This is a genomic window from Clostridium aminobutyricum (genome assembly GCF_017255415.1).
Classification (GTDB): Bacteria; Bacillota; Clostridia; order Peptostreptococcales; family Anaerovoracaceae; genus Aminipila; species Aminipila aminobutyrica.
Genome location: NZ_JAFJZZ010000001.1, coordinates 175,304 through 200,787 on the forward strand (window position 1 = coordinate 175,304; position 25,484 = coordinate 200,787).

The 25,484-nt window shown below is 40.2% G+C and carries 19 protein-coding genes; 17 read left to right on the forward strand and 2 right to left on the reverse strand.

The genetic code is table 11. The annotated features are described in order from the left end of the window. The first annotated feature begins 137 nt into the window (after positions 1-137). The 10 genes from plsX (at position 138) to JYB65_RS00955 (ending at position 13,794) form a co-directional block, all read left to right on the forward strand. Positions 138-1,151: a phosphate acyltransferase PlsX gene (gene plsX, locus JYB65_RS00910; RefSeq protein ID WP_206580703.1), complete on the forward strand. Its 1,014-nt coding sequence runs from the start codon at positions 138-140 to the stop codon at positions 1,149-1,151. After that, positions 1,144-1,839, forward strand: coding sequence for a ribonuclease III (rnc, locus tag JYB65_RS00915; RefSeq protein WP_206580704.1), 696 nt, complete (start codon positions 1,144-1,146; stop codon positions 1,837-1,839). The genes plsX and rnc overlap by 8 nt, the downstream gene beginning before the upstream one ends. Further along, the gene (gene smc, locus JYB65_RS00920) at positions 1,829-5,380 is read left to right on the forward strand and encodes a chromosome segregation protein SMC (RefSeq protein WP_206580705.1); all 3,552 of its coding nucleotides are present in this window, start codon (positions 1,829-1,831) and stop codon (positions 5,378-5,380) included. Before rnc ends, smc begins: the two co-directional genes overlap by 11 nt. Before the next feature lie 36 nt (positions 5,381-5,416). Continuing rightward, entirely contained in the window at positions 5,417-6,313 is an 897-nt protein-coding gene (ftsY, locus tag JYB65_RS00925) for a signal recognition particle-docking protein FtsY (RefSeq protein WP_206580706.1), read from the forward strand. Continuing rightward, positions 6,306-7,634, forward strand: a complete 1,329-nt coding sequence (gene der / locus JYB65_RS00930; protein WP_206580707.1) for a ribosome biogenesis GTPase Der — start codon at positions 6,306-6,308, stop codon at positions 7,632-7,634. The genes ftsY and der overlap by 8 nt, the downstream gene beginning before the upstream one ends. A gap of 1 nt (position 7,635) precedes the next feature. Next, a complete protein-coding gene (gene plsY, locus JYB65_RS00935) occupies positions 7,636-8,268 on the forward strand; it encodes a glycerol-3-phosphate 1-O-acyltransferase PlsY (RefSeq protein ID WP_206580708.1) in 633 nt (210 codons plus the stop codon). A 10-nt stretch (positions 8,269-8,278) separates the two neighbouring features. Beyond that, the gene (locus tag JYB65_RS00940) at positions 8,279-9,286 is read left to right on the forward strand and encodes an NAD(P)H-dependent glycerol-3-phosphate dehydrogenase (protein WP_206580709.1); all 1,008 of its coding nucleotides are present in this window, start codon (positions 8,279-8,281) and stop codon (positions 9,284-9,286) included. 684 nt (positions 9,287-9,970) lie between these two features. After that, the gene (gene miaB, locus JYB65_RS00945) at positions 9,971-11,347 is read left to right on the forward strand and encodes a tRNA (N6-isopentenyl adenosine(37)-C2)-methylthiotransferase MiaB (RefSeq protein ID WP_280634473.1); all 1,377 of its coding nucleotides are present in this window, start codon (positions 9,971-9,973) and stop codon (positions 11,345-11,347) included. Positions 11,348-11,404: 57 nt separating this feature from the next. Then, complete coding sequence (gene spoIVA, locus JYB65_RS00950) at positions 11,405-12,883, forward strand: stage IV sporulation protein A (RefSeq protein WP_206580710.1); 1,479 nt, start codon at positions 11,405-11,407, stop codon at positions 12,881-12,883. Between the two features lie 287 nt (positions 12,884-13,170). Then, positions 13,171-13,794, forward strand: coding sequence for a hypothetical protein (locus JYB65_RS00955; RefSeq protein WP_206580711.1), 624 nt, complete (start codon positions 13,171-13,173; stop codon positions 13,792-13,794). Between the two features lie 122 nt (positions 13,795-13,916). Here the strand turns inward: JYB65_RS00955 and JYB65_RS00960 are convergent, their stop codons facing one another. Continuing rightward, positions 13,917-14,948 (reverse strand): hypothetical protein, encoded by a 1,032-nt coding sequence (locus tag JYB65_RS00960; protein WP_245156552.1) that lies wholly within the window; start codon positions 14,946-14,948, stop codon positions 13,917-13,919. Between the two features lie 319 nt (positions 14,949-15,267). Here JYB65_RS00960 and JYB65_RS00965 point away from each other — a divergent pair, with 319 nt between their 5' ends. From JYB65_RS00965 to JYB65_RS00985, 5 genes are all read left to right on the forward strand, one after another. Continuing rightward, positions 15,268-16,554 (forward strand): sialate O-acetylesterase, encoded by a 1,287-nt coding sequence (locus tag JYB65_RS00965; protein WP_206580713.1) that lies wholly within the window; start codon positions 15,268-15,270, stop codon positions 16,552-16,554. 51 nt (positions 16,555-16,605) lie between these two features. Next, positions 16,606-17,979 carry an MFS transporter gene (locus JYB65_RS00970; protein ID WP_206580714.1) on the forward strand — a complete coding sequence of 458 codons (1,374 nt, stop codon included), beginning with the start codon at positions 16,606-16,608 and terminating at the stop codon, positions 17,977-17,979. A 15-nt stretch (positions 17,980-17,994) separates the two neighbouring features. Then, positions 17,995-18,300 (forward strand): DUF6506 family protein, encoded by a 306-nt coding sequence (locus JYB65_RS00975; protein WP_206580715.1) that lies wholly within the window; start codon positions 17,995-17,997, stop codon positions 18,298-18,300. Between the two features lie 219 nt (positions 18,301-18,519). Continuing rightward, positions 18,520-19,992, forward strand: coding sequence for a cardiolipin synthase (cls, locus tag JYB65_RS00980; RefSeq protein ID WP_206580716.1), 1,473 nt, complete (start codon positions 18,520-18,522; stop codon positions 19,990-19,992). Positions 19,993-20,058: 66 nt separating this feature from the next. Further along, a complete protein-coding gene (locus JYB65_RS00985) occupies positions 20,059-21,300 on the forward strand; it encodes a serine hydroxymethyltransferase (protein ID WP_206580717.1) in 1,242 nt (413 codons plus the stop codon). A 93-nt stretch (positions 21,301-21,393) separates the two neighbouring features. On the opposite strand, the gene JYB65_RS00990 is transcribed toward JYB65_RS00985, so the two are convergent. Then, positions 21,394-22,110: a site-2 protease family protein gene (locus JYB65_RS00990; protein ID WP_206580718.1), complete on the reverse strand. Its 717-nt coding sequence runs from the start codon at positions 22,108-22,110 to the stop codon at positions 21,394-21,396. 164 nt (positions 22,111-22,274) lie between these two features. Here JYB65_RS00990 and JYB65_RS00995 point away from each other — a divergent pair, with 164 nt between their 5' ends. Together JYB65_RS00995 and clpB are read left to right on the forward strand one after the other, a co-directional pair. Then, positions 22,275-22,634 (forward strand): LysM peptidoglycan-binding domain-containing protein, encoded by a 360-nt coding sequence (locus tag JYB65_RS00995; protein ID WP_206580719.1) that lies wholly within the window; start codon positions 22,275-22,277, stop codon positions 22,632-22,634. Positions 22,635-22,887: 253 nt separating this feature from the next. Then, positions 22,888-25,479 (forward strand): ATP-dependent chaperone ClpB, encoded by a 2,592-nt coding sequence (clpB, locus tag JYB65_RS01000; RefSeq protein ID WP_206581741.1) that lies wholly within the window; start codon positions 22,888-22,890, stop codon positions 25,477-25,479. Positions 25,480-25,484 lie beyond the last annotated feature (5 nt).

The window sequence follows — 25,484 nt, forward strand, 5'->3', positions numbered from 1 at the left end:
GCTATATAATGGCTTCTTTTCTTGAATTTTATGCATGTTTATGATATATTATATGTTGCATAATTTTAATGATTTTTAGGTAAAACATATATATAAAAGAGGTTCCGTTAAAACGGAAGATCATACGAGGTAAAACGATGAAGATAATTTTAGATGGAATGGGTGGAGATAACGCACCTGCTGAGATAGTGAACGGAGCAATACAGGCAATCAAGGACATGCCGCATACCATTGTGATCGTTGGGGATGAAACAAAAATTCATGCAGAACTGAAAAAACATAAGTACGATCAAAATCAGATTATAGTAAAACACGCAAGTGATGTCATTACCAATGAGGATACTCCGGTAAAGGCAGTTCGTACGAAAAAAGAGTCTTCCATGGTTGTAGGAATCAACATGGTGAAGAACGGAGAGGGCGATTTATTTATTTCCGCCGGAAATTCGGGCGCCTTGATGGCAGGCGGATTATTTATATTGGGAAGAATTCAAGGGATAGATAGGCCGGCATTGGCAACTATTTATCCGATTCTTGGAGGACAGGCTTCTCTATTAGTGGATGCCGGTGCAAATTCAGAATGTAAGCCGGAAAATCTATTGGAATTTGCTACAATGGGCAGCATTTACATGGAAAAAGTATTAGGAAGAACGAACCCTTCCGTAGGCTTAGTTAACATCGGAGCGGAAGAAACAAAGGGAACGACTGTGACGAAAGCAGCCCATGAATTATTGGAAAAGAGCAACCTAAACTTTAGAGGAAATGTGGAAGCGAGAGAAATTCCTTTCGGTGCAAGTGACGTGATTGTATGCGACGGTTTTGTAGGCAATGTTATTTTAAAATTGACGGAAGGGATGGCGCTTAGCATTTATGGTTTGCTTAAAAAGAGGTTAACAGCAGGCTTGATGGCTAAAATGGGCGCAGTACTTCTTTACGATAAATTGAAGGGATTAAAGAAGGAGTTTGATTACTCTGAATACGGCGGAGCACCGATTTTAGGTGTCAAAGGACCGCTTGTAAAGATGCATGGTTCATCCAATGCAAACGCTGTAAAAAATACGATTTTGAAAGCCATACCATATGCCGAGCAAAATGTTGTACAGACCATTCAAAATTCAGTACTTGAACTGGAGGAAATTAAGATAAGTGAATAAGCTTGAATTTCAGAAAAACTTAAACTATGAATTCAAAAACACAAAATATCTCGAAAAGGCACTGACACACAGTTCTTTTGTGAAGGAGAAAAGTGAACGATGCAGTAAAAACAATGAACGGCTTGAGTTTCTTGGCGATGCTTTTTTTGATGCCATCATCAGTGAAGAACTCTATAATCGCTTAGAAGATGTGAGTGAAGGAAAACTGACTAAGTTAAGAGCATTCATTGTATGTGAGAAATCCCTAGCAGAACAGGCGAGAAATTTGCAGCTTGGACAATATCTTTTCATGGGTAAAGGCGAAGAACGCATGGGAGGACGAAATCGGGAGTCGATTTTAGCAGATGCTTTAGAGGCCGTCGTGGCAGCTATCTTTCTCGATGGAGGCTATGAAGCAACAAAAAAATTTGTTTTGGAAACCTTTGAGAAGACGATCGAAAATGCCTTGTGCGGCAAAATGAAGAAGGACTATAAAACGGAGCTTCAGGAAACCTTGCAAGCGAATGGGGATGTAAAGATTGAATATCAAATCGACAAAGAAGAAGGCCCGGATCATGATAAAACCTTCTATATGTTGCTTTTTTGCAATGGCAGTATCATCGGAAAAGGTGTAGGAAAGAGTAAAAAGGCAGCGGAGCAGAATGCTGCGAAAGATGCGTTAGAAAGTGGGGAGACAAATGTATTTTAAAAGAATAGATATGCACGGCTTTAAATCATTTGCAGAACCGGTTTCTATAGAATTTAATCATGGTATTACTTGTATCGTAGGCCCAAACGGGAGCGGTAAAAGTAATATCAGCGATGCCATACGATGGGTACTGGGAGAACAGAGTCCAAAGACGCTGCGAGGCGGTAAGATGGAAGATGTTATTTTTGCAGGTACCGCCAGCCGAAAATCAAGAGGAATGGCAGAGGTCGTTCTTGTTATTGATAATTCTACCGGCATATTGCCCATTGACTACAGTGAAGTAGCCATCACGAGGCGTGTCTTTCGATCCGGTGAGAGCGAGTATTATATCAACAATAATCAATGCAGGTTGAAGGATATTCGGGAACTCATCATGGATACAGGTATCGGGGTTGACGGATATTCTTTAATCGGACAAGGTAAGATCGCAGATATAGTAAGCAATAAGACCGAAAGCCGAAGAGAAATTTTTGAAGAGGCTGCCGGCATTGTAAAATATAGCAGCAAGAAGGCGGAAGCAGAGAGAAAACTGGAGGCCGCTAATGCGAATTTGGAGCGTGTTAATGACATCGTCGGAGAAATTGAATCCAGAATCGGCGGGTTGAAGGAAGACAGCCAAAAGGCAACCGAATATTTAGCCTTTCGGGATCAATATAAAGAGCTTGAAATCAATGTTACGTTAAAGAGCATTGAGAATATCGAACTGAGCAATGAATACTTAAAAGACGATATTGCAGAGCTTTCTTTTGAAATTGATGAATTAAAAGAAAAAAAAGTCGTATTAGATAAAGAAATTACAGAGAGCAGATCGAGAAGCGAGGCGCTTGAAACATTGAGCAATGAAGCGAGGGACAAGCTCGTTAAAAGCATGGAGGAAATCAATCTGCTGGTTCATGACGGTAAATTGAAAGAAGAAAAAATTGCTTCTATGGAAAAAGAAGAGCTGCGATTAAACAGTGAAAAGGAAGTGTTTGCTCACAAACTTGAGAAAGAAGAGCAGAACCTTCAGGAGCTGACAAAATCAAAAACTCAAATTGATCTAAAAATGGCTGAGTTGGATCAACAGTTAAAAGCGAGGGTAAAAGTTTACACAGGGCTGTTATCAAAGCAAAGCCAAGTATCAGCTCGGATCGATGAAGATAAGAATTCGTTGTTCCAAGTACATAATAATAGCAGCACAAAGAAAGCGGAAATTAACAGTTTAGAGAATCTGAAGAGCAATTTGGACAGACGAAAAGAGCAGCTGCTTCAAGAAAAAGATTCTGCAGAAAATCAGAATAATGACATCTTGGAAGTCCAGCAATCGGCGGTGAAAAACCGGGATGATTTAAAGTCATCCCTTGCCGAAATTACGGATGAAATCAAAGAGTTGAGGCAAAAGCATCAAACTGCAGTATTGAATGAAAAAGATTTAACCAAGAAGACAGAAGATAGTCGAATTTCCATCAGTCAGCTCTCTGCAAGAAAAAAGACGATTGAAGAGATGGAGAGCAATTATGAGGGGTATAATTACGCTGTTAAATATGTGATGAAAAACAGCTTTAAAGGAGTGCATGGCGTCGTTGCAGATTTGATTACCGTACCCCAAGGGTTTGAATTGGCTATTGAGACTGCGCTGGGGGCTTCGATGCAGAACATTATCTGCCAGTCGGACAATGATGCACAGCATATTATCGCTTCATTGAAAGCGAATAAAGCAGGAAGACTAACGCTGCTGCCTATCGATTCAATCAGAAGCAATCCATATGTTTGTGACAGCCAAATAAAAAATACAGTAGGCTTTAAAGGACTTGGTGTCGATTGCATTGATTTCGACCGCAGGTTCAAAGGAGTTATGGAATATCTTTTAGGAAGAGTGATTATTGTAGATACTCTTTCCAATGCCGTGAAACTTTCAAAACAAGTTTCCGGAGGTCTTCGCTTCGTAACGATGGAAGGAGAAGTCATCAACTCAGGCGGTGCGATAACGGGAGGAGCCTTTAAAAACAATACGGCAAATCTGTTAGAAAGAAAGGCAGAGATTGCTGCGCTTCAGGAGCGGCTTGAGAACTATTCTTCCGAAAAGGACAAGCTTTCTTTGGAGCTTACAGCGTTAAGAGACCAGATTGAAAACCAGTACAATAGGCTTCAAGAACTTGAAAAAGAACACAGGGAAAAGGAATTGAAGCTGCTCTCTGCTGAGAATAGTATTTCAGTATATGAAAACAGCATGAAAGAATTGACGGATGGTAAAAATAAACGTCAAAGAGAGTTTGATAATATCCAGCAGGAAAAGGATTCTGCCGATCAGATGATTGCCAAGCTCACCGATGAGCTTGAGTCCGATCAAGCGAAAATTGAAGAATTGGAAGCAAGAATTGATGAGAACCTTACTGCCTATGATCAGATAAAAGATGAAATTGAAGAGGCAAATGAGGCGATTACCAAGGCAAGAATTGATGTGACCTCTTGTGAAAGTGAGAAACGAAATGTCGATACCATTGTAGGACGAATTAATCTTACTGTTCAGGAAATAAAAGCGGATATGGAGGAAAGAGAGCACGCTTTGGACAAACTGAAAGCGGATCGTGAACTATTGAATGCTTCCGGTGATGGCGGCGAGACGCTGATAAAGGAAAAAGAAGCGGCACGGGAGAACCTGGAAAGGTATATTGAAGAGATCACCGAAGAGCGTACAAATCTTACGCATCAGCTGAATGAAAAGACAGTCTCCAGAGAGTCTATGGAAGGAAAGATCACGTCCAGTCAGGACAAAAAATATGAGCTGGAGATAAAAAAGGCGAGGAATGAAACTCAGCTGGATACGTATAAGAATAAATTGTGGGAAGAATTCGAAGTTTCCTATTTGCAGGCTATTGATTTTAAGAAAAAAGAATTCAATATGAATGCAGCAGTAAAAGAGATTCGTGAATTGAAGACGAAGATTAAAGCGCTAGGTGAAGTGAATATCGGTGCAATTAAGGAATATGAATCGGTTCGTGAACGCTATGAATTCTTATCCGGTCAGAGAAGCGATATATTGCAAGCCATGGATTCACTAAAGCAGATTATTGAGGATATGGATAAAACCATTCGAATCAAATTTAAAGAGAGCTTTGATGATATTGTAGTGAATTTTGAACATGTCTTTCAAGAATTATTTGGCGGCGGACAGGCTATGCTAAGGCTGGAGGATGAAACGAGGCCGTTGGAATGCGGCATAGAGATTATCGCACAACCTCCTGGGAAAAAGCTCCAGAATCTAAACCTTATGTCCGGAGGTGAAAAAACGATGACAGCGATAGCCTTGATGTTTGCTGTCCTTCGCTCAAAGCCAACGCCTTTCTGTATTTTGGATGAGGTGGAGGCGGCTCTGGATGATGCAAATATTGAACGATTTGCAAGGTATCTGAAGAATTTTGACAATATACAGTTTACTTTAGTTACCCATCAAAAAACAACCATGGAGCATGCGGACGTATTATATGGAGTTACAATGCCGGAGCAAGGCATTTCAAAGGTTCTGTCTCTTAAGCTCGGGGATAAAATCGATTTGAATTAAAATCGTTAAATAGGAAAACTAATAAAGGAGAAATCAATGCTTTTTGAAAAACCAAAAAAATCGTTTTTCGGTAAGCTGTCTGAGAAAATTTCTGAGGTTTTTTTAGGCCGCACAGTGGATGAATCCATGCTGGAAGAATTGGAAGAAGTGTTAATCACTTCGGATATAGGCATGGAAACCACGATGAAAATTATCGAACAACTGAGAGAAGATATTCGAAAAATGGGTATTACCACGGAAGAGCAAGTAAAAGCTCAGATTGCCAGCATCGTAAGAGAGCTGATCGATAAGGGGGAGGCCCATCAGATATGTGAGGATACGCCGCTGGTCATTCTTGTAATCGGTGTGAATGGAGGCGGTAAGACTACTTCCATTGCTAAAATGGCTAGTCGCTTTAAAAATGAAGGAAAATCAGTTCTTCTTGCTGCAGCGGATACCTTTCGGGCAGCTGCGGGAGAACAGCTTGAAATTTGGGGCGATCGCATCGGTGTGAATGTCATAAGCCATCATGAAGGCGCCGACCCTTCAGCCGTTATATTTGATGCGATTCAATCTGCAAAAGCGAAGAATATTGATGTGCTGATTTGCGACACAGCCGGAAGAATTCAGACCAAGAAGAATCTGATGACCGAGCTGGAGAAAATGAATAAAATTATTGGAAGAGAATACCCTGAAGCTGCAAGAGAGACACTATTGGTGCTTGATTCAACAACAGGGAAAAATGCCGTATCACAGGCAAGAGAATTTGGCGAAATAACGGATATCACCGGTATTGTTTTAACAAAACTGGATGGAACCGCGAAGGGTGGTATTGTAATAACCATCGCAGATGAATTCAACATGCCTGTAAAGTTCATTGGTGTTGGCGAAGGAATGAACGATTTGAAAGAATTTGATCCGGCGGAATTTGCAGGAGGACTATTTAATGAGTAAACCGTTAGTTGCCGTGGTTGGGAGACCAAACGTAGGTAAATCAACATTTTTCAATCGAGTGGTTGGAAGAAGAGTCTCGATTGTAGAGGACACACCGGGCGTAACTCGTGATCGAATTTATGCAGAGGCGGAATGGTGCGGAACTCATTTTGCCCTTATCGATACAGGTGGTATTGAAGCTAATACCAGTGATGTGATTTTGTCTCAAATGAGAGAGCAGGCTGAAATTGCCATGGATACGTCTGATATCATTTTATTTATGGTAGACGGAAAAGATGGATTAACACATGCCGATACGGAAGTAGCGACCATGCTCAGGAGAACCGGAAAACCCGTGATTGTGGTGGCAAATAAAATCGATGCACCCAAAAATCTGCCCCTCCATTTTTATGATTTTTATGAGCTTGGATTAGGAGAACCACTGGCCATTTCTTCTGCTAATATGATGGGAATTGGTGAGGTGCTTGATAAAATCGTAGAAAGTTTTCCGGAAGGTGAGAAAACGGATGATGAAGATACCACAAAGATTGCCGTTATCGGAAAACCGAATGTGGGAAAATCCTCCCTTGTCAATAAATTGGTAGGAGAGAACCGAGTCATTGTTTCGGATATTGCAGGAACGACAAGAGATTCGATTGACACTCCGTTCACTTGGGACGGTGAAGAATTTATCTTGATTGATACGGCTGGGATAAGAAGAAAAAGCAAGGTAAATGAAGATATTGAAAAGTTTAGTGTGATCAGAGCGGTTGCGGCTGTAGAACGCTGCGATGTGTGTTTATTAATGATTGACGCCGTAGAAGGAATCACGGAGCAGGATAAGAAGATTGCGGGAGTGGCTCATGAAGCAGGGAAGGGACTGATTGTTGTTGTAAACAAATGGGATCTTCTTGAAAAAGACACCCATACGATGAAGAATTTTGAGAAAGAAATTGCCAAGGAATTAGCGTTTATGTCTTATGCACCTTCGGTATTCATCTCCGTATTAAAGGGCCAGCGGGTAGACAATGTGATGTCTATGGCAAAGACCGTTGCAGAAAACAGAAGTATGAGGGTGCCGACCGGACAGCTAAACAGCTTGATTACAGATGCGACGATGATTAATCCGCCTCCGTCCGACAAGGGTAAGCACCTCAAGATTTATTATGCAACGCAGGTGGGTGTAAAACCTCCGCTATTCTCATTTAAAGTAAACTCAAGAGACTTGATGCATTTTTCTTATGCTCGATATCTTGAAAATAAAATTAGGGATAGCTATGGCTTTATTGGTACTTCTCTAAAGTTTGTATTTAGAGAAAAAGGAGAAAAAGAGGAGATGTAGTATGTCATTTGCTTCAATTGGGTGGGGTGGAATAGCAGCCGGTATTGCGGTAGTGATCCTATCATACTGTATGGGCAATATTTCGCCGGCGATTATCATTGGAAAAATGCATGGCTTGGACATAAAGAAAGAAGGCAGCGGAAATGCAGGAACCACAAATGTTCTTCGCGTGCTTGGCAAAAAAGCGGCAGTCACAACCTTATTGATCGATATATTGAAAGGAGTTTTCGCGGTATTATTGGGGAAAGTTGTAGGGGCCTATGTTGCTCCGGAGGTTGCTCATTATATCGCGATGGCCTGCGGTTTAGCCGTATTTTGCGGACATATATGGCCTATAGTCTTTGGATTTAAAGGAGGCAAAGGAGTTGCCACTGCTTTTGGTGTATTGATGGCGATATCCCCGGTGATGGGCTTATCAGCCTTGCTGATTGTTGTGGTAGCAGTTGCTATCAGCAGAATGGTTTCATTGGGTTCGATATTAGCTGCAGTAGCCTTTCCCTTTATTGCTTATTTTTATAATCCGGACTATTTACTATGGGGAGCAATCATGGCCTTGATCGTCTTGTGGAAACATAGAGCCAACATTGGGCGGCTCATCAAAGGGGAAGAATCTAAGATAAGCTTAAAAAAGTAGGAGAGTAAAAATGAGTGACTTTAAAAAAATTGGTGTAATCGGTGCAGGAAGTTGGGGGACCGCTCTTGCCATTACGTTAAGCAATAAAGGACATAATGTCAAGATATGGGATATTGATACGCAGCACGTTCAAGCTTTAAAAGCAAATCGAGAAAACAGGAAGTATTTGCCGGGTGTGCAATTCAGCGAACATCTTCAGGTTGCGGAAGCTTTAAAGGATGCGGTAGACGGTGCTGAGATGATTCTTTTCTCTGCTCCGGCTCAGCATTTCAGAAGTGCGCTGGAAGGGGCAGCACCTTATATGCCGAAGGATATAATCGCAGTGAATGTAGCGAAGGGGATTGAGCAAAAAACCTTAAAGCGTATGTCCGAAATTGCCTATGAGAAGATGCCGGCCATAAAATATGTTGCGCTGTCCGGACCTTCCCATGCGGAAGAAGTTGGCGTCGGACAACCTACTACGGTGGTTGCAGCCTCCAATGACGTTGAACTGGCGGAGGTTGTTCAGGAAATTTTTATGACGGATAAATTCAGAGTATATACCAGCCGGGACGTCATTGGTGTAGAACTCGGCGGAGCTCTGAAAAACATCATTGCACTGGGTGCCGGAATATCAGACGGAATGGGCTATGGAGATAATGCAAAGGCAGCCATGATGACAAGAGGGATGGTCGAGATAGCAAGATTAGGCGTGAAGCTTGGTGCCGATATTCATACGTTCTCCGGGCTTACCGGAATTGGTGATTTGATCGTAACTTGTACCAGTATGCATTCCAGAAACAGGCGCTGCGGTATCATGATCGGCGAGGGTATGAAACCATCCGAAGCGGTTGAAAAGGTAGGCATGGTCGTAGAAGGGATGTTTACTACAGAGGCAGCCTATGAGCTTGCAAAACGTGAAGGTGTTGAGATGCCGATTACAGAGGGAATTTATGCAGTAATCAACGATAAAATCGATGCACGAGATGCAGTAAACATGCTGATGACCAGAGATAAAAAGAGTGAAACCGTAGTGTAAATGGTTTTTATACGGCTCCCGTCATTTTTATAAGAAAGATACAAATAGTCTAGTCTGCAGGTATTTATACAGGCTAGACTATTTTTGTCATTATATAAAAAATTCCTCTTCGAGGAGCTTTTAGCTCCCATTCGGTCGCATTTTATCCGTAGACTTTTTTGATATTCCGTCAATATCGCAAGCGATATTTCCTACATAATAAAAAAGCGCCCACTTTAGATGGGCGCGTGAATTTCACACTAGGACCAAGTTCCGCAGCAGCAAATACAACGACAGCAACAACTAAAAGAATTCGTGTTAGTTCCTAAAACACCATTATTACATCTGTTACTAACGCCAAGTACATTATTACATTCGTTTGTAGTGCCTAAAACATTATTACGGCATTCGTTAGAAGTTCCAAGCACATTACCGCAACTGTTTGTAGTTCCTAAAACGCCATTATTGCGACTACATCTGTGGTTGCTATTGTTAGCGGATAAAACACTATTACACATAAGGTTAGACCTCCTTTGGTCACTTACATTATATTATGTTTCATTAAATATGTGACTGGATGGGTGCACATTTAAACTGAAAGTGAAAGCCTCCTTTCTCCATCTATCTGTGCACTTGAAAATTTGCGGTTTTATGGTATAATGAACGCTATGGATTAAATCCGATTAATGCTATGGAGGACAAACGTTGAATAAGGATACAGTAAAAAGACGTGATATAAGAAGCTATTTTATACAAACCTTTGGATGTCAGATGAATGAACATGATTCTGAGACTATGGCAGGAATGATGTCTGAGAAGGGTATGATAGCAGAAGAAAATAGAGATGATGCGGATATTGTCATCATTAATACATGCAGTGTTCGTGAAAATGCCGACAATCGGTTTTTTGGGACATTGGGTCAATTGAAAAAGATAAAAGAAAAGAGGCCGGATTTTATTGCCTGTGTTTGTGGCTGTATGATGCAGCAGCAGCATATTATTGATGAGATAAAAAGTAAATATCCATGGGTGGATTTGGTGTTTGGCACACATAATATTCATCAGTTCACGGAACTTTTAGACAATGTAATCAATGAAAGACGAAAATTGGTGGACGTTTGGGAAAGCGGCGGAGCTATTGTAGAAGGATTGCCGACGAAGAGGCTTTATGCCTTTAAAGCGTTGGTGAATATCATGTATGGCTGCAACAATTTTTGTACATATTGCATTGTTCCTTATACAAGAGGCAGAGAAAGAAGCAGAAGACCGGAAGAGATTATCAATGAGGTAAAGGGTTTGGTCGCCACCGGAGCAAAGGAAATCGTGCTTCTCGGTCAAAATGTTAACTCGTACGGTGTAAGCAGCCACGAAGGAGCTTATTGTGCCGCAGAAGAAAACGGCATGGATTTTGCGGATTTGATTTATACACTAAATGATATGGAAGGGCTGGAACGAATTCGATTTATGACTTCTCATCCGAAAGACTTATCGGACAAACTGATTCAAGCCTTCGCCGACTGTGATAAACTTTGTAATCACATTCATTTACCGGTACAATCCGGAAGCAGTGAAGTGCTGAAAAGGATGAACAGGAAATATACGAAGGAAGACTATTTACTTTTAATTGAAAAGCTGAGAAGGGCTGTTCCTAATATGGCCATCACAACGGACATTATTGTAGGCTTTCCGGGAGAAACAGAGGAAGATTTTCTTGAAACCATGGATTTGATTGAGACAGTTCGTTACGATTCTGCTTTCACATTCATTTACTCTATCCGAAAAGATACGCCTGCTGAGAATTTTGAAAATCAGATTCCGGAAGACGTCAAGCATGAACGGTTTAACCGACTATTAAAAAGAATCAACGAGATTTCAGGTGAAATCAATAAAACTTATGAGGACACGGTTCAACAGGTTTTAGTAGAAGGACCAAGTAAAAGCGGCAGCGATACTTATGCAGGGAGGACGGAAACTTCAAAACTGGTGAACTTTGATGGAAGTGAAGAGCTGATCGGAAAAATTGTTTCGGTTCGGATTACGGAAGGCAAACAATTTAACTTAAAAGGCAGACAAGAAATATAGAATAAAGCGAAAACCTCTTTCATATATTGTAACAGTATTTATGGAAGGGGTATTTTTATGGGAAATGCAAATATATATGAAAGTATTTGGGAAAGGACACAGGGAGATATTTACGTGGGGGTGGTAGGACCTGTAAGAACCGGTAAGTCTACATTTATTAAGAGATTTATGGATTTGCTAGTGGTTCCAAACATTGATAATACCTATGTGAAAGAAAGACTCCAAGACGAATTGCCGCAGAGTGGTGCAGGTCGGACGATAACTACTACAGAACCAAAATTTGTACCTGCAGAGGCTGTGCCATTTCGGCTATCCGACAATATGAATTTTAGGCTTAGAATGGTTGACTGCGTGGGCTATATGGTGCCGGGTGCACTTGGACATTTAGAAGAGGGAAAGGCACGCATGGTAAGTACCCCTTGGCATGAAAACAAAATTCCATTTGAGGATGCCGCCGAAATTGGGACACAACGGGTAATTAAAGAGCATTCGACTATTGGGATAGCAATTACGACAGATGGAAGCATAGGAGACATTGACCGAAATGATTATGTTGCAGCAGAAGAGCGAGTTATCCGCGAATTAAAGGAGTTAAAGAAGCCTTTTGTTGTGATTGTCAATGCACTTGACCCGAAGAGCGATCAGGCCATTCATGTGGCAAACGAGCTGAAAGAAAAGTTCGGTATCCCTGTTACGGCTTTAAACTGTGCAAAAATGAGCGAAACAGCGTTAAAGCAAGTATTGGAGGATGCCTTATTACAATTTCCTGCGTCTCAAATTAACTTTTATTTCCCTGGTTTTGTGGAAGGTCTTTCAACGGATCACTGGATTAAGGCCTCCGTTATTGCAAGTATTAAGGAATGGATTAAAAAACTGGATAATATCGATCAGGTAAAGCAATCCATTACTACGTTAAAGGATGATGAGATCATTTCTGCTATTAACATCTCAAATATGGATTTGGGTACAGGTGATATTGATGTTCAAGTAGAAATGGTAAGCGGTCTTTTCTATAAAGTAGTAGAAGAATTGATGGATCAAGAAGTGAAGAATGATTACGAGTTCTTTGAACTACTGAAAGAATTTTCTGCTTCAAAGAAAGCCTATGATAAGTTAAAAACCGCCATGGTGCAAGTGGAAGCAGAGGGTTACGGTATTGTACAGCCAAAACTCAGTGAAATGGTATTAGAGGAACCTGAGATCTTTAAACAGGGTAACAAATACGGAGTTTGCTTGCGTGCGAAAGCACCATCTCTACATATCATAAGAACGAATATTACCACCGAAGTATCGCCGATTGTTGGAACGGAAAAACAATCCGAAGATCTGGTGAAATACTTACTGACCGAATTCCAGAGCGATCCATCAAAGATTTGGGAAACTAACATCTTTGGTAAATCATTATACGAAATGGTAACCGAACAGATGGAAAACAAACTGTCCAACGTACCTGACCAGATTCGTACAAAGGTTCAACGTTCCTTACAGAAGATCAGCGATGAAGGCAAAGATTATTTTATTTGTATCATTATTTAATGAAAATGGAAAATATGAAATAGAGTGCGCGCCTCTTGCAAAATGTTTGAACAGAATTCATGCTTTTTTGCTTGGTATTTAACATAACAAGTCGCATTATAAAATCAAAAAATCCACCTTTTTTATGTAAGAATTTATATAAAGACGGCGGGTTTTTTTAGTCTCAGACATATTTTTTCAGAAGTGCTTATTCCGCTTCCTCAGAAAGTAAATGAAAGGTTCATAAGAACTTTATTTGAGCAAACCAATATAATGGTAGTAAAAATAGTATTTGGGGGAGAAAAAGCATGGATATATCAAACGACAATGATGCCTCGAAGTTGTCAGGTAATAAGAGCGTGGAAGCTTTACGAAGAGAAATAACGGCGGAAAATGCGTTGATAGAGAAAATACTTACAAGAAATCAAACAGGTTTTGTCACGATTTCTTATGGTGTAATGGGTCGCAATAAGATGGTACAGATGCAAGTAGTTACTCTTGTAGTTGGAGGGAATACAAGAATACAAGATCAATTTGGAAACCGAATAGGCTTTAGAGATTTAAGAGAAGGTATGGTTGTGAATGCCAGATTTTCTGCGGATATGACAAGAAGCAAGCCGCCACAGGCAAGAGCATCAAGAATAGTGATAGTCAAAGAGAACAAATCTTCTCTAATAGAAGAGGGAAGAGTCATAAGGGTTGATGACAGTGGCACGTTCGGATACATTTTAACCGGAGTTCGAAATAACCCTAATCGTCAGATGCGGTATGTAGTTAGTAATGCAACCAAACTACGAGACCGGCGGGGTAATCGAATCAATTTACGAGCAATACGGCCTGGTCAAATAGTGAGAATAGAACGAGAATTATTCCAGACAATGAGTATCCCTCCGCAGACCAGTGCCCTTTCAGTACAAATCATTTCAGGTTAAATCATAGAGAACCTTCTAGATGAAGGAGGGTAAACAACTTTGTGCTGATAATCAAATAAATCCTTCCAGATTGATGTTAGAATAGATATTAATATGGGAGGATTTTTTATTTAACGATAGTGTCAATGATTTCGTATGATCCGAAGTACGTCACTAAATATCCCATATCCTGTCTGAAGCAAATCAGGATCATGTTCAATGATAGTAAGCTTACCCATTAAATCTGTCGTGATTTGAATAACAGAGGAAGTTCCCTCAATAGCAGCCAGCAGGCTTCCTTGCTCTACTAAAGTAGGTGTTACTGCTGCCATCACTTTCCCATTGTCTAAAGTGCCTTTGCAAAGAAGTTTTATCACCTTGCCTTGCACCTCTGCTTCCCGTATATCCACCATCGTTATTTGTTCAATTCCCGTTCTATCCACGTCCATTGGGGTTATTCCGGCATCCATCAGTACATTCAAAAGTGCGGTTACTTTTGCAGCAGCGTCCCATCCTTCTATATCCATAGCAGGATTTGCCTCGACAAATCCTTTTTTCTTTCCCTCCGCTATGATATCCTCATAATCCTTTCCTTTTGCCAGTTCTTCTAAAACATAATTTGTCGTTGTATTTAAGATACCATTTACCTCAATTACTTTACAAAGTTGTAGCGTTTCATCTTTTAAATTAAATAGAGGGGTACCATCCATAACCGTAGTTTCATAATAAAATTGCACATTCATTTTTTCGGACAGTTTCTTCAAGTCATGATAATACCATGCAATAGGACCTTTATTAGCAGTAATAGCGTGCTTCTTTCTTTCCATCGCTTTTCTTAAATGATCCGCAGCAGGCTGACCTGTAAATATCTCCAGCGGGGTCATTTCAATGATGACATCATATTCACCCGTTTCAACGAATTCCATCGAAGTCATCGACCTATAGTCTGCCCCGGAGCTATCAAAGCACCCTTTCTGTTCGATTTCTGAGCATGCTTTTTTTAAGTCAATACCGTCAAGGTTATATAAATTTCCTCTTGAGCCGGTGGTTATTCCGGTGACTATAATGTCGAACCCCATGCTTTCCATGATTTCCTTCTTCTTCTCTTCCAATATCTTTGAAAAAGCTCTTGCTGCATTTCCAAAACCTAAAAGTCCAAGTTTTAATGTTTTCATTATCATACCTCATAACAAATGAATAAACTAACGTCCGCTTATCTGAAAACTACAATATATGAAGAACGGAATAGGTGTCAATGGTGTTTTATAAATTACTATAAAATAATAATTTATTTTGTATGATAGTTAACGTTCACCCTCCTTTTTAACGGATTGTAGTATTTTCAATTATAGGAATAATTTTGAAATATGGAGCTGCATACAAAGCAATGAATATATTCACATGATCTCGTTCCTTTTTATCAAATGAGCTTTACTGAATTCGTAAAAATTGGTATAATGAGCTTGGCTCAAACGCGAAAAAAGGAATAAAGTGATGAAAAATATCAAAAGCAGGAGAATATTAAATTTAATAGGTTTTTTAGTGGTAGCGGCAGGTGTAATGGGGGGAATTGCCCTCTATACAGGCAGCAATTCCTACGCCAATGAGATCAATCGGTTAATTTCTTTGGATGATTCCAGTTATAAGATTGAAGTGGATGCAGGAGAGCATTTAATCGTAAAATTGCCTGATGGCAGACCGAGGATACCACAAATAAGCTGTGAAAACGGGAGTGTTTTTCAGGCGTATTTTACAGATGGATACAAACAGGCTATCGCAAGAATATATGTGAAAGATGATTTGTATCAGATAAAATTTGTAAAAGATCCTGAGCTCGGCTTTGAACTGCAATATGATGATCGATATAAGTTTATTCCTAAAACGATAGTTGCGAAGCGTTTCAGCAGCAGCAACCCGGATATTGCAGCAGTAGATAATCTCGGTAATGTTAAAATTGTCGGTGTGAGTGATGAAGGAGCCGTTATTACGGCAACCGATGGCGCAAAATCAGAAGAACTGGTTATCACGAAAACAATACGGGCACCGTTAGAAATCTATATAATTACCGGACAAAGCAACGCTTCTTACTATTATGCGGAACCGCAGCTGGCTACGGCTACAAAGCCGGGAACGGCATATCACTATAGTGAATTGGTGGGGGGAGAGCAAATCCGCTCCATGAATAATAAAGACGGCTCCATGGCACGTGGCAATATCGAGGCTGCCCTAGGCAAAACCCTATATGAATTGACCGGCGAAAAGCTATTGATGGTTAATGCAGGCGTAAGCGGCAGAAAAGTGGACACGTTTATTCCAAAGACTGGAGAATCTTACCAGCATATTGAATATGTTTGGGGCGTCATACAGAAACATTTGCACGAAGAAGAATTCCTAAAGCACTTTGAACCAAGGATAAGAAGCTATATTTGGGTGCAAGGTGAATCGGACGGAAACACAGATGTTAATTCTTATAAAGAAAACTATATGCTGATGCATCAAACTTTAACTGGTGATGGGTATGGCTTCCAAAATGGCTTTATCATTTTAACGAAGCCAAAGTTTGCAGGCTCTTACAATGCACAGCTGCAATTGGCTGACGAAAATAGTGACATTGCGATTGCTACGAGATCAGCTGGATCTTTCACCGTCGAAAATGGGAAAATGAGATTTGACGATCTTCATTACTCCCAAGTCGGTGACAATTTATTAGGGGAGGAAACGGCGAAGTCTATTTTTAAAGCGTACACAGAAGGAATTGATTCTGTCACTGGAGACTATTGACTGAAAAAATAATTTAATGATTATTTTTTATCAAAAGCGTATAATAACAACATGAATACTAATTTTGAAAAAAAACAAAAAGCTACACTTTTAGTAGTGATAATTACAGCATTTATTACAACATTTACGGGCAGTGCATTGAACCTATCCGTACCTACGGTTGGAGAAGAATTTAACGCCAGCGCTAGTTTGGTAGGTTGGATTGTAACCGCATATATGTTGACATCTGCAGGTTTCTCTGTTCCATTTGGAAGGGTGTCGGATATAGCGTCCCGAAAGAAAATTTTGGTATGCGGGATCTTGATTTTTTCGCTGAGTTCTTTGCTTGCAGCATTTGCATGGAATATTCAGATTTTGCTTGCCATAAGAGCACTTCAAGGCTTTGGAGCTGCCATGATTTTCAGTACAAACATTGCGGTTCTGGTGAGTTCGTTTCCGGGCGAAGATAGGGGACGTGTTTTAGGATATTCAACAGCATCTACCTATATAGGACTTTCAGCAGGACCGGTGATTGGCGGATTTTTTAATCATTACCTGGGGTGGCGGTCCATATTTTTAGTAACCTTTGCGGTCAGTGCGGTGGTATTTTTTATAGCATGGAGAAAACTGCCGAAAGACGAGCGGCAACTTGAAAAAACAAATTTGGATTTACTAGGAAACATCTTATATATTTTGATGATACCTACCGTATTATATGGTTTATCTGCCTTTTCTACGAGCAATTTAGCCAAAATATTATTGCCGGTAGGGTTAGTACTGCTTGTACTGTTTGGAAGGCATGAACTGAAAGTTGATAACCCAATTGTTGAGCTTCGCCTATTTGCGAATAATTTATCCTATTCGTTTTCCAACATAGCTGCATTGCTGAACTATGGGGCTACGTTCGCCATAGGATATTTACTTTCGATCTATCTGCAAGTGGTGATGGGATATACTTCGCAGATTGCAGGAATTATTTTGATTGCACAGCCGGTAGTAATGGCATTGCTATCCCCGCTTGCAGGGAGATTGTCTGATAAAGTTTCACCGTTTAAATTGGCCTCTTTTGGGATGGCCTTGTGTGCGGTCAGCTTATTTGCATTATCCTTTATTTCAGAAGCCTATCCTCTTTGGACAATTGTAGCGGCTCTTGTGGTTGCGGGTGTGGGTTTTGCTTTTTTCTCTTCGCCGAATACAAATGCCATCATGGCTTGTGTAGAGAAAACGGAATATGGAGTAGCTTCTTCCTTGCTTGCTACCATGAGAAATATCGGTCATACCTCAAGCATGGCGGTGGTAACCGTTGTTGTCGGTATCTATATGGGAAACAAGGCATTAGCAGAAGCTGAGCCACAGTTATTGATAAGCACGATGCATGCATCGTTTTTGATATTTACAGGAATCTGTGCCGTAGGTACGATATTTTCCTTAAAGCGTAAAGCATAAAGAGAGGTAGTTGCTATGAAAAGAAAGATTGTATTTTTATTTGTAAACGGAGCTATAACAGAACCCCAGAGAATGGTAATGGATGTTGGTGAGCAAGGTGAGATGATTACAGTAGGAGTGGCTAATTATGAAATGGCTTGTTCCGAAGCAAAAAAATTAGTAGATGAAGGTGCGCTTGTTATAGAGCTTTGCGGTGGATTCGGTACGATCGGACATGCGAAAGTGACAGAAGCAGTGGAAGGGAAATGCCAAGTCGGTGTGGTTCGATTTGACAACCATCCCGGGTATGAAGGACTATCCGGAGATACAAAGTGGATGTAAACAGCATGAAGAGCGGAGCGCGTAAATCTAGCTTTTTTTTAATAGAAAAGAATAGGTGAATATTGCCAATAATAGAACCCCTTAGTAAAACATATTGCTGAGGGGTTTTGTGTAAAATATTAAAAGTTTCTTGGCATCACCGCAAGAAAAATGGTATACTATATTCTAAAATATGAAAAAAAGTAAAGGTCTTGGATAGTTATACTGATGGAGGTAAAGATGCATTTGGTTTATGATATTTTCAATCGAGTACCTTACTTTGTAACGATATTGTTTGTTACAAATCTTTTTATTGCTTTTACTATCATATTTTTGGAACGAAAAAATCCCTCTGCCACATTGGCTTGGATTATGATTTTATTTTTAATCCCTATAGTAGGTATTTTTTTCTATTTTCTTTTTTCTCAGAACCTCTCGAGAAAAAAGATTTTTAAAATGACCCGATTCGAAGAAGAAACCATTCATACGGCATTGCATGAACAAATCAAGGAAATGAAAACAGGGGAATATTCTTTTACTACTTTTGCTGCAAGAAACTGGAGCGATATGATCCGGCTTCACCAAGTATACAGCAATGCTTTTTTTACAGAAGATAACAGTGTGTCAATTTTTACTGACGGACATGAATTTTTTGACAGCCTTATCCGAGATATTGAAGCAGCGGAATGTACGATTAATATCCAATATTTCATTATCAAAAATGATTTGGTGGGCCGCAAAATCCTTGATGTACTGACAGATAAAGCAAAGTCTGGCATTGAAGTGAGGTTGCTGATTGATGCGATGGGAAGCAGACAGCTGTCGTATTCGACTTTAAGTATAAAAAAATTATTGGAAGCAGGCGGAAAGGTCGCTTTTTTCTTCCCGCCAAAGTTTAAATATCTTAACTTGAAGTTGAATTACAGAAACCATCGTAAAATGGTTGTCATTGATGGACGGATTGGATATATCGGGGGCTTCAATATCGGAAAAGAGTATCTGGGCTTGAAAAAGAAGTTTGGCTACTGGCGAGATACGCATTTAAGAATCTTAGGCAGCAGTGTTCAGGATATTAATGCCCGTTTTTTGATGGACTGGCGGTTTGCATCCAAAGAAGAGATCGTATTATCAGAAGCCTATTACAGTAAAGTGATTCAAGAAGGCTGTACCGGAATTCAAATAGTTTCGTGTGGGCCGGATGAACAGAAAGCACAGATAAAGCGCGGCTATATGAAAATGATCACTTCCGCCCATAAAAATATCTATATTCAGACTCCGTATTTTGTACCCGATAGCAGCATTTTGGAATCGTTAAAGATGGCCGCACAGTCCGGAGTAGATGTGAGAGTGATGATTCCTTGTATGCCGGATCACATGTTTGTATACTGGGCGACTTATTCTTATGTAGGAGAACTGATTCGATCCGGAGCCAGGGTTTTTATTTATGACAATGGATTCATGCATGCAAAAACTATCGTAGTGGATGGGGAAGTTGCTTCGGTAGGTTCCGCTAATTTTGATATGAGAAGCTTTAAGCTAAATTTTGAATCAAATGCGTTTATCTTTGATGAGAAGTTAGCCCGTAAGCTAGAAACGATCTTTGAACAAGATATATCAAACTCCCATGAATTGACTAAGGAAATATATAACAGCAGAGGCATGATGATTCAATTTAAAGAATCCGTATCCAGGCTGCTTTCTGATTTATTATAACGTAGAAAATGTATTTCGTCATCAGCATGAAACCTGTTGACTACATAAAGAAAAAGGAGAAGAGAAATGTATTTTAATTATTTAGACCAAGTAGATGCAGAAGTAAGCGCAATGATAAAGCGCGAGATGAGCCGGCAAGAAAACAAAATCGAAATGATCGCTTCTGAGAATTTTACAAGCAGAGCAGTAATGGAAGCTTGCGGCAGTGCGTTGACCAATAAGTATGCCGAAGGTTATCCCGGCAAAAGATATTATGGCGGATGTGAGCATGTAGATGAAGTAGAACTGATAGCCATCGAAAGAGCAAAAAAATTATTTGGTGCAGAATATGTAAATGTGCAGCCTCATTCCGGTTCAAGTGCTAATATTGCAGTATATTTCGCATTATTAAAGCCAGGTGACACTGTGCTTGGTATGAGTCTCCCAAATGGCGGACATTTAACACATGGTTCCCCGGTAAATATGTCAGGACAGTACTTTAATTTTGTTTCTTATGGATTGAAGGAAGATACGGAAACCATTGACTTTGAAGAAGTAAGAAGGCTGGCTCATGAGCATAAGCCAAAGATGATTGTTGCCGGTGCAAGTGCTTATCCGAGAATCATTGACGCCGCTAAGTTTAGAGAAATTGCAGACGAAGTGGGTGCCTTATTGATGGTAGATATGGCACATTTTGCAGGACTGGTAGCTGCCGGACTTCATCCAAATCCAATCGAACATGCACATGTTGTAACAACCACGACACATAAGACTTTAAGAGGACCGAGAGGCGGAGCAATATTTGCAAAGGAAGAATTTGGCCCTGCATTAAACAAGGCCATTTTTCCAGGTATTCAGGGAGGTCCATTGATGCACGTCATTGCCGGAAAGGCAGTTTGCTTCCATGAAGCACTTACTCCTGAATTCAATGAATATCAAAAGCAGATTGTAGCGAACGCAAAAGTTCTTGCGAGTGAATTGATGGCGAGAGACTTTAAGTTGATTTCCGGCGGAACAGACAATCATTTAGTGCTTGTAAACGTAATCAATAAGGGAATTACCGGCAAAGAAGCAGAAAAATATTTAGATGAAGCAAATATCACAACGAATAAGAATGCTGTGCCAAATGATCCGTATGGCCCGTTTACAACCGGAGGTATCCGATTAGGTACGCCTGCGATGACAACAAGAGGCTTTAAAGAAGCAGATGTCGTAAAAGTAGCGGAAGCAATCAGCCTGGTATTGGACAATCCGGGAAATGCAGAAAAGGCAGAGGAAGCGAAGAAAATTGTAAAAGCGCTTTGTGATGCACATCCACTCTATAGATAATAGAAAATCAGTAGATGATAAAAGCCCTTTGCTTGAAACATGCAAAGGGCTTTTTATACGTAAAATTCCATTGGAAGAAGTCGCAATAATGAGCTAAAAGAACAAACCCAGCAAGAAGGTATAGAAAAAGTTTACCGTTGGTGACAATATTTTTTCTGTTACATTCAGCAGGATAAGAACCATCAGAATAAGAAAACCTTTATCATAAATTTGATAGTAAAACGAAGTATTTCTCAAATTGAAAAGTTCTGTAATGATTCCAAAACCGTCAAGCGGCGGAATCGGCAGTAAATTGAATATCATTAAGACTAAATTGATAAGGATGAGGTAGCTGATGATTTGCTGAACGATGCCCCCCATATACGTCATAGCGATAAAGGTATAATTAAATTTAAAAAACAGAGCAAGGATGCCGGCTGATACAAGAGCGATCAGGAAATTAACGGCGACTCCCGCTACTGAAACAATCAATTCATCCCTTCGGGGCTTCTTAAAATTATCTGGATTAACCTGCACGGGTACGCCCCATCCAAACCCTGCTACCATTAAGCATAAAAAACCAAACGGATCGATGTGAGACAGCGGATTCAGGGTTACTCTTCCTTGATATTTAGGGGTCATATCGCCGAGCTTATAAGCGGCAAAGGCGTGTCCGAACTCATGAAAAGATAAACCGATAACGATAGCCGGAAGCATGAGTGCCATGTTCATGAGCCAGTCAAGCGGATTGGCAAATCTTCCATTTAAAAAGGCCATAGCAGCCATAACAACAATCAGAACCAAAAAAGTTGGGTTATAAAGTCTCTTCAAAAAATCATTCCTTTCTTTTTTCAGACTTGTTATTCTCCAGATGATCCCGGCAAAAGGCATCGAGCATAAAAGTCAATGATTTATTTTATCACAAAACCACGTTCATGAAAATAGTATATATTAGTTACTTATATATCTGAATTGCGAGAGGTGAAATAAATTATATGAGACGAAAAAGTTATTGTATTGCGGTTTATACAGTACAAGAGGGTGATACGCTTTACTCTATAGGGAAATCATACAGTGTCCCTGTATGTGATCTCATGATGGCAAATCAAATATCCAATCCTTATAACCTTCAAATCGGAATGAAAATCTGTATTCCGGGGGAGATGGAAGAGGTGGAACCGAATGAGCCTGCAGAAGCGGAGTGCAGAGGCGTGATGCATACCATCGTAAAAGGAGATACCTTGTATATGATAGCAAAAAACTACAGGGTGTCATTGAACGCTATTATGGATTCAAACCCTAATCTTGATCCATACAACTTAAGAATTGGAATGAAAATCTGTATTCCATCATAAACTATACTTATATAAACCTGATTCGATCGTTTTCGGTTGAAAATCAGGTTTTATACTTTTTTGGATAATAAAATGCTTAAAATTCAACAATCATTAGCACACTGTTAGCACTCTTGTTGAGTGAGTGCTAAAAAAGTTGTTTACTTTTTGTAAAATTAGGTATAAGATAAAATTGTAGTCAGAAAATAGGAATAATTAGGGACGAAAAAGATTTTTGTAGTCAATCCAAAAAATAAAAGCAGGGGGTGGAATGATGACTTTTGATAAATACACACAAAATGCTCAAGGCGCAATAGTAGAATGCCAAAATATTGCCATACAGGAAGGACATCAGCAATTAGATGGAGAACATCTTCATTTAGCTCTGATGATGCAGCAAGATGGATTAATTCCAAAGCTGCTAAACTATATGGGCGTTTCATCGACAGAGATTATTGGGGAACTTCAGGCCGAAATGGAGAAGCTTCCAAAAGTGATCGGTGCAAGCGACAATATGTATTCTACGAAGCGATTGAACAAGCTTCTTATAGAAGCGGAAAAAAATGCTGAAAATTTTAAAGATGAGTATGTAAGCGTAGAGCATATGTATATGGCTTTACTGGATGAGAAGAGTACACCTTCTTCAAAAATCTTTAGAAAGCATGATATTACAAAAGAAAAATTTTTACAGACATTAACAAAAGTAAGAGGAAATCAGAGGATAACCAGTCAGAATCCGGAAGATAATTACGAAGCTTTAAATAAATACGGCCGCGATCTAGTTGAAATGGCCAGAGACGGAAAGCTGGATCCGGTCATAGGCCGAGATGCGGAAATCCGGCATACGATTCAAATCTTATCCAGAAGGACAAAGAATAATCCCGTATTGATTGGGGAACCGGGGGTTGGTAAAACAGCGGTAGTAGAGGGACTTGCCCAGAGAATCTTAAATGGAGATGTCCCGGAAGGATTAAAAGATAAGACTATCTTTGCGTTGGACATGGGTGCGCTGATAGCAGGAGCGAAATTCAGAGGTGAATTTGAAGAACGTCTGAAATCGGTCTTAAATGAAATTGAAAAATCCGATGGACGTATCATCTTGTTCATTGACGAAATTCACAATATCGTGGGGGCGGGCAGGACAGAAGGTTCCATGGACGCAGGGAATCTGCTCAAACCGAAACTGGCAAGAGGCGAATTGCATTGCATCGGTGCTACCACGCTGGATGAATATCGAAAGTATATTGAAAAAGATGCTGCACTGGAAAGACGTTTTCAAAAGGTTCTGGTGGATCAGCCTACGCTGGAGGATACGATTTCCATATTGCGGGGACTCAAAGAACGTTTTGAGATTCATCACGGCGTACGAATTACGGATGGCGCTTTAATCGCTTGTGCGACGCTTTCCGACCGATATATCAGTGACCGGTTTCTTCCGGATAAAGCCATCGACTTAATGGATGAGGCAGCTTCTAAAATTCGTACGGAAATTGACAGCCTGCCGGCAGAACTAGATGAAATATCGAGAAAAATTATGCAGTTGGAGATTGAAAAACAGGCGTTATCCAAGGAAAAGGATTCGGCTTCTAAACATCGGTTAGATATTCTGGATAAGGAATTGTCCGAATTAAAGGCTGAGAATGCGAGCATGCGGGCTCAATGGGAGATGGAAAAGAAATCTATTACCGATTTGAAGTCTGTTAAACTTCAAGTGGAGGAAGTAAAACATCAGATTGAAGAGGCAGAAAGACAGTATGATCTTGAATTGCTTGCTAAATTGAAATACGGGGCACTTCCGGAACTGGAGAAAAAGCTGAATGAAGCGGAGGAAGCACAGAAAGCAGAAGCGGAAAGAAAGCTGTTGAAAGAAGAAGTAACGGAGGAAGAAATCGCTGAAATTGTATCCGCTTGGACTGGCATACCGGTAAGCCGATTGGTGGAAACCGAAAGGGAAAAATTGCTGAAATTACCGGAGATTCTTCACAAGCGGGTGATTGGGCAAGAGGATGCCGTTACGGCCGTATCTGAGTCTGTTTTGAGGGCCAGAGCGGGGCTGAAGGATATCAATAAGCCAATCGGATCTTTCATCTTCCTAGGACCTACCGGTGTAGGTAAGACTGAATTAGCGAAAGCACTATCCGAATCTCTATTTGACAGTGAAAAGAGTATGGTTCGAATTGATATGTCTGAGTATATGGAGAAGCATTCTGTGTCCAGATTGGTAGGAGCGCCTCCGGGTTATGTAGGCTATGATGAAGGCGGACAATTGACGGAAGCCGTTCGAAGAAGACCATACAGTGTCATCTTATTTGATGAAATTGAAAAGGCGCATCCGGACGTATTTAATATCTTGCTTCAATTGCTTGATGACGGGAGATTGACGGATAACCAGGGAAGAACTGTTGACTTTAAAAATACCATTATCATCATGACTTCAAATATAGGAAGTCCTTATCTGATCGATCATATCAAACAGGACGGAACGATTGATGAAAACGTGAAGAAACAGGTTTCCGAAGAAATGAAAAAGTACTTCAAACCTGAATTTTTAAATAGAATTGATGATATTGTCGTATTCTCACCGCTGACAGAAAGCCAGATAACCAGAATTATTGATTTAAGTATGATTGGTATCCAGTCAAGATTAGCGGATAGAAATATGACCATTACGCTATCGGAGGCGGCGAAACAGTTTATTGCCAGAGAAAGCTATTCTCCATCTTATGGAGCAAGACCGGTTAAACGGTATTTGCAAAAACATGTGGAGACCGAAATCGCCGGCATGATTATCAAGGGCGAAATCAGAGATGGTGATCAAATTAAATTGGATTCAGATGGAGAAAAGTTACACTTCAGTATAAACTAGCTCAA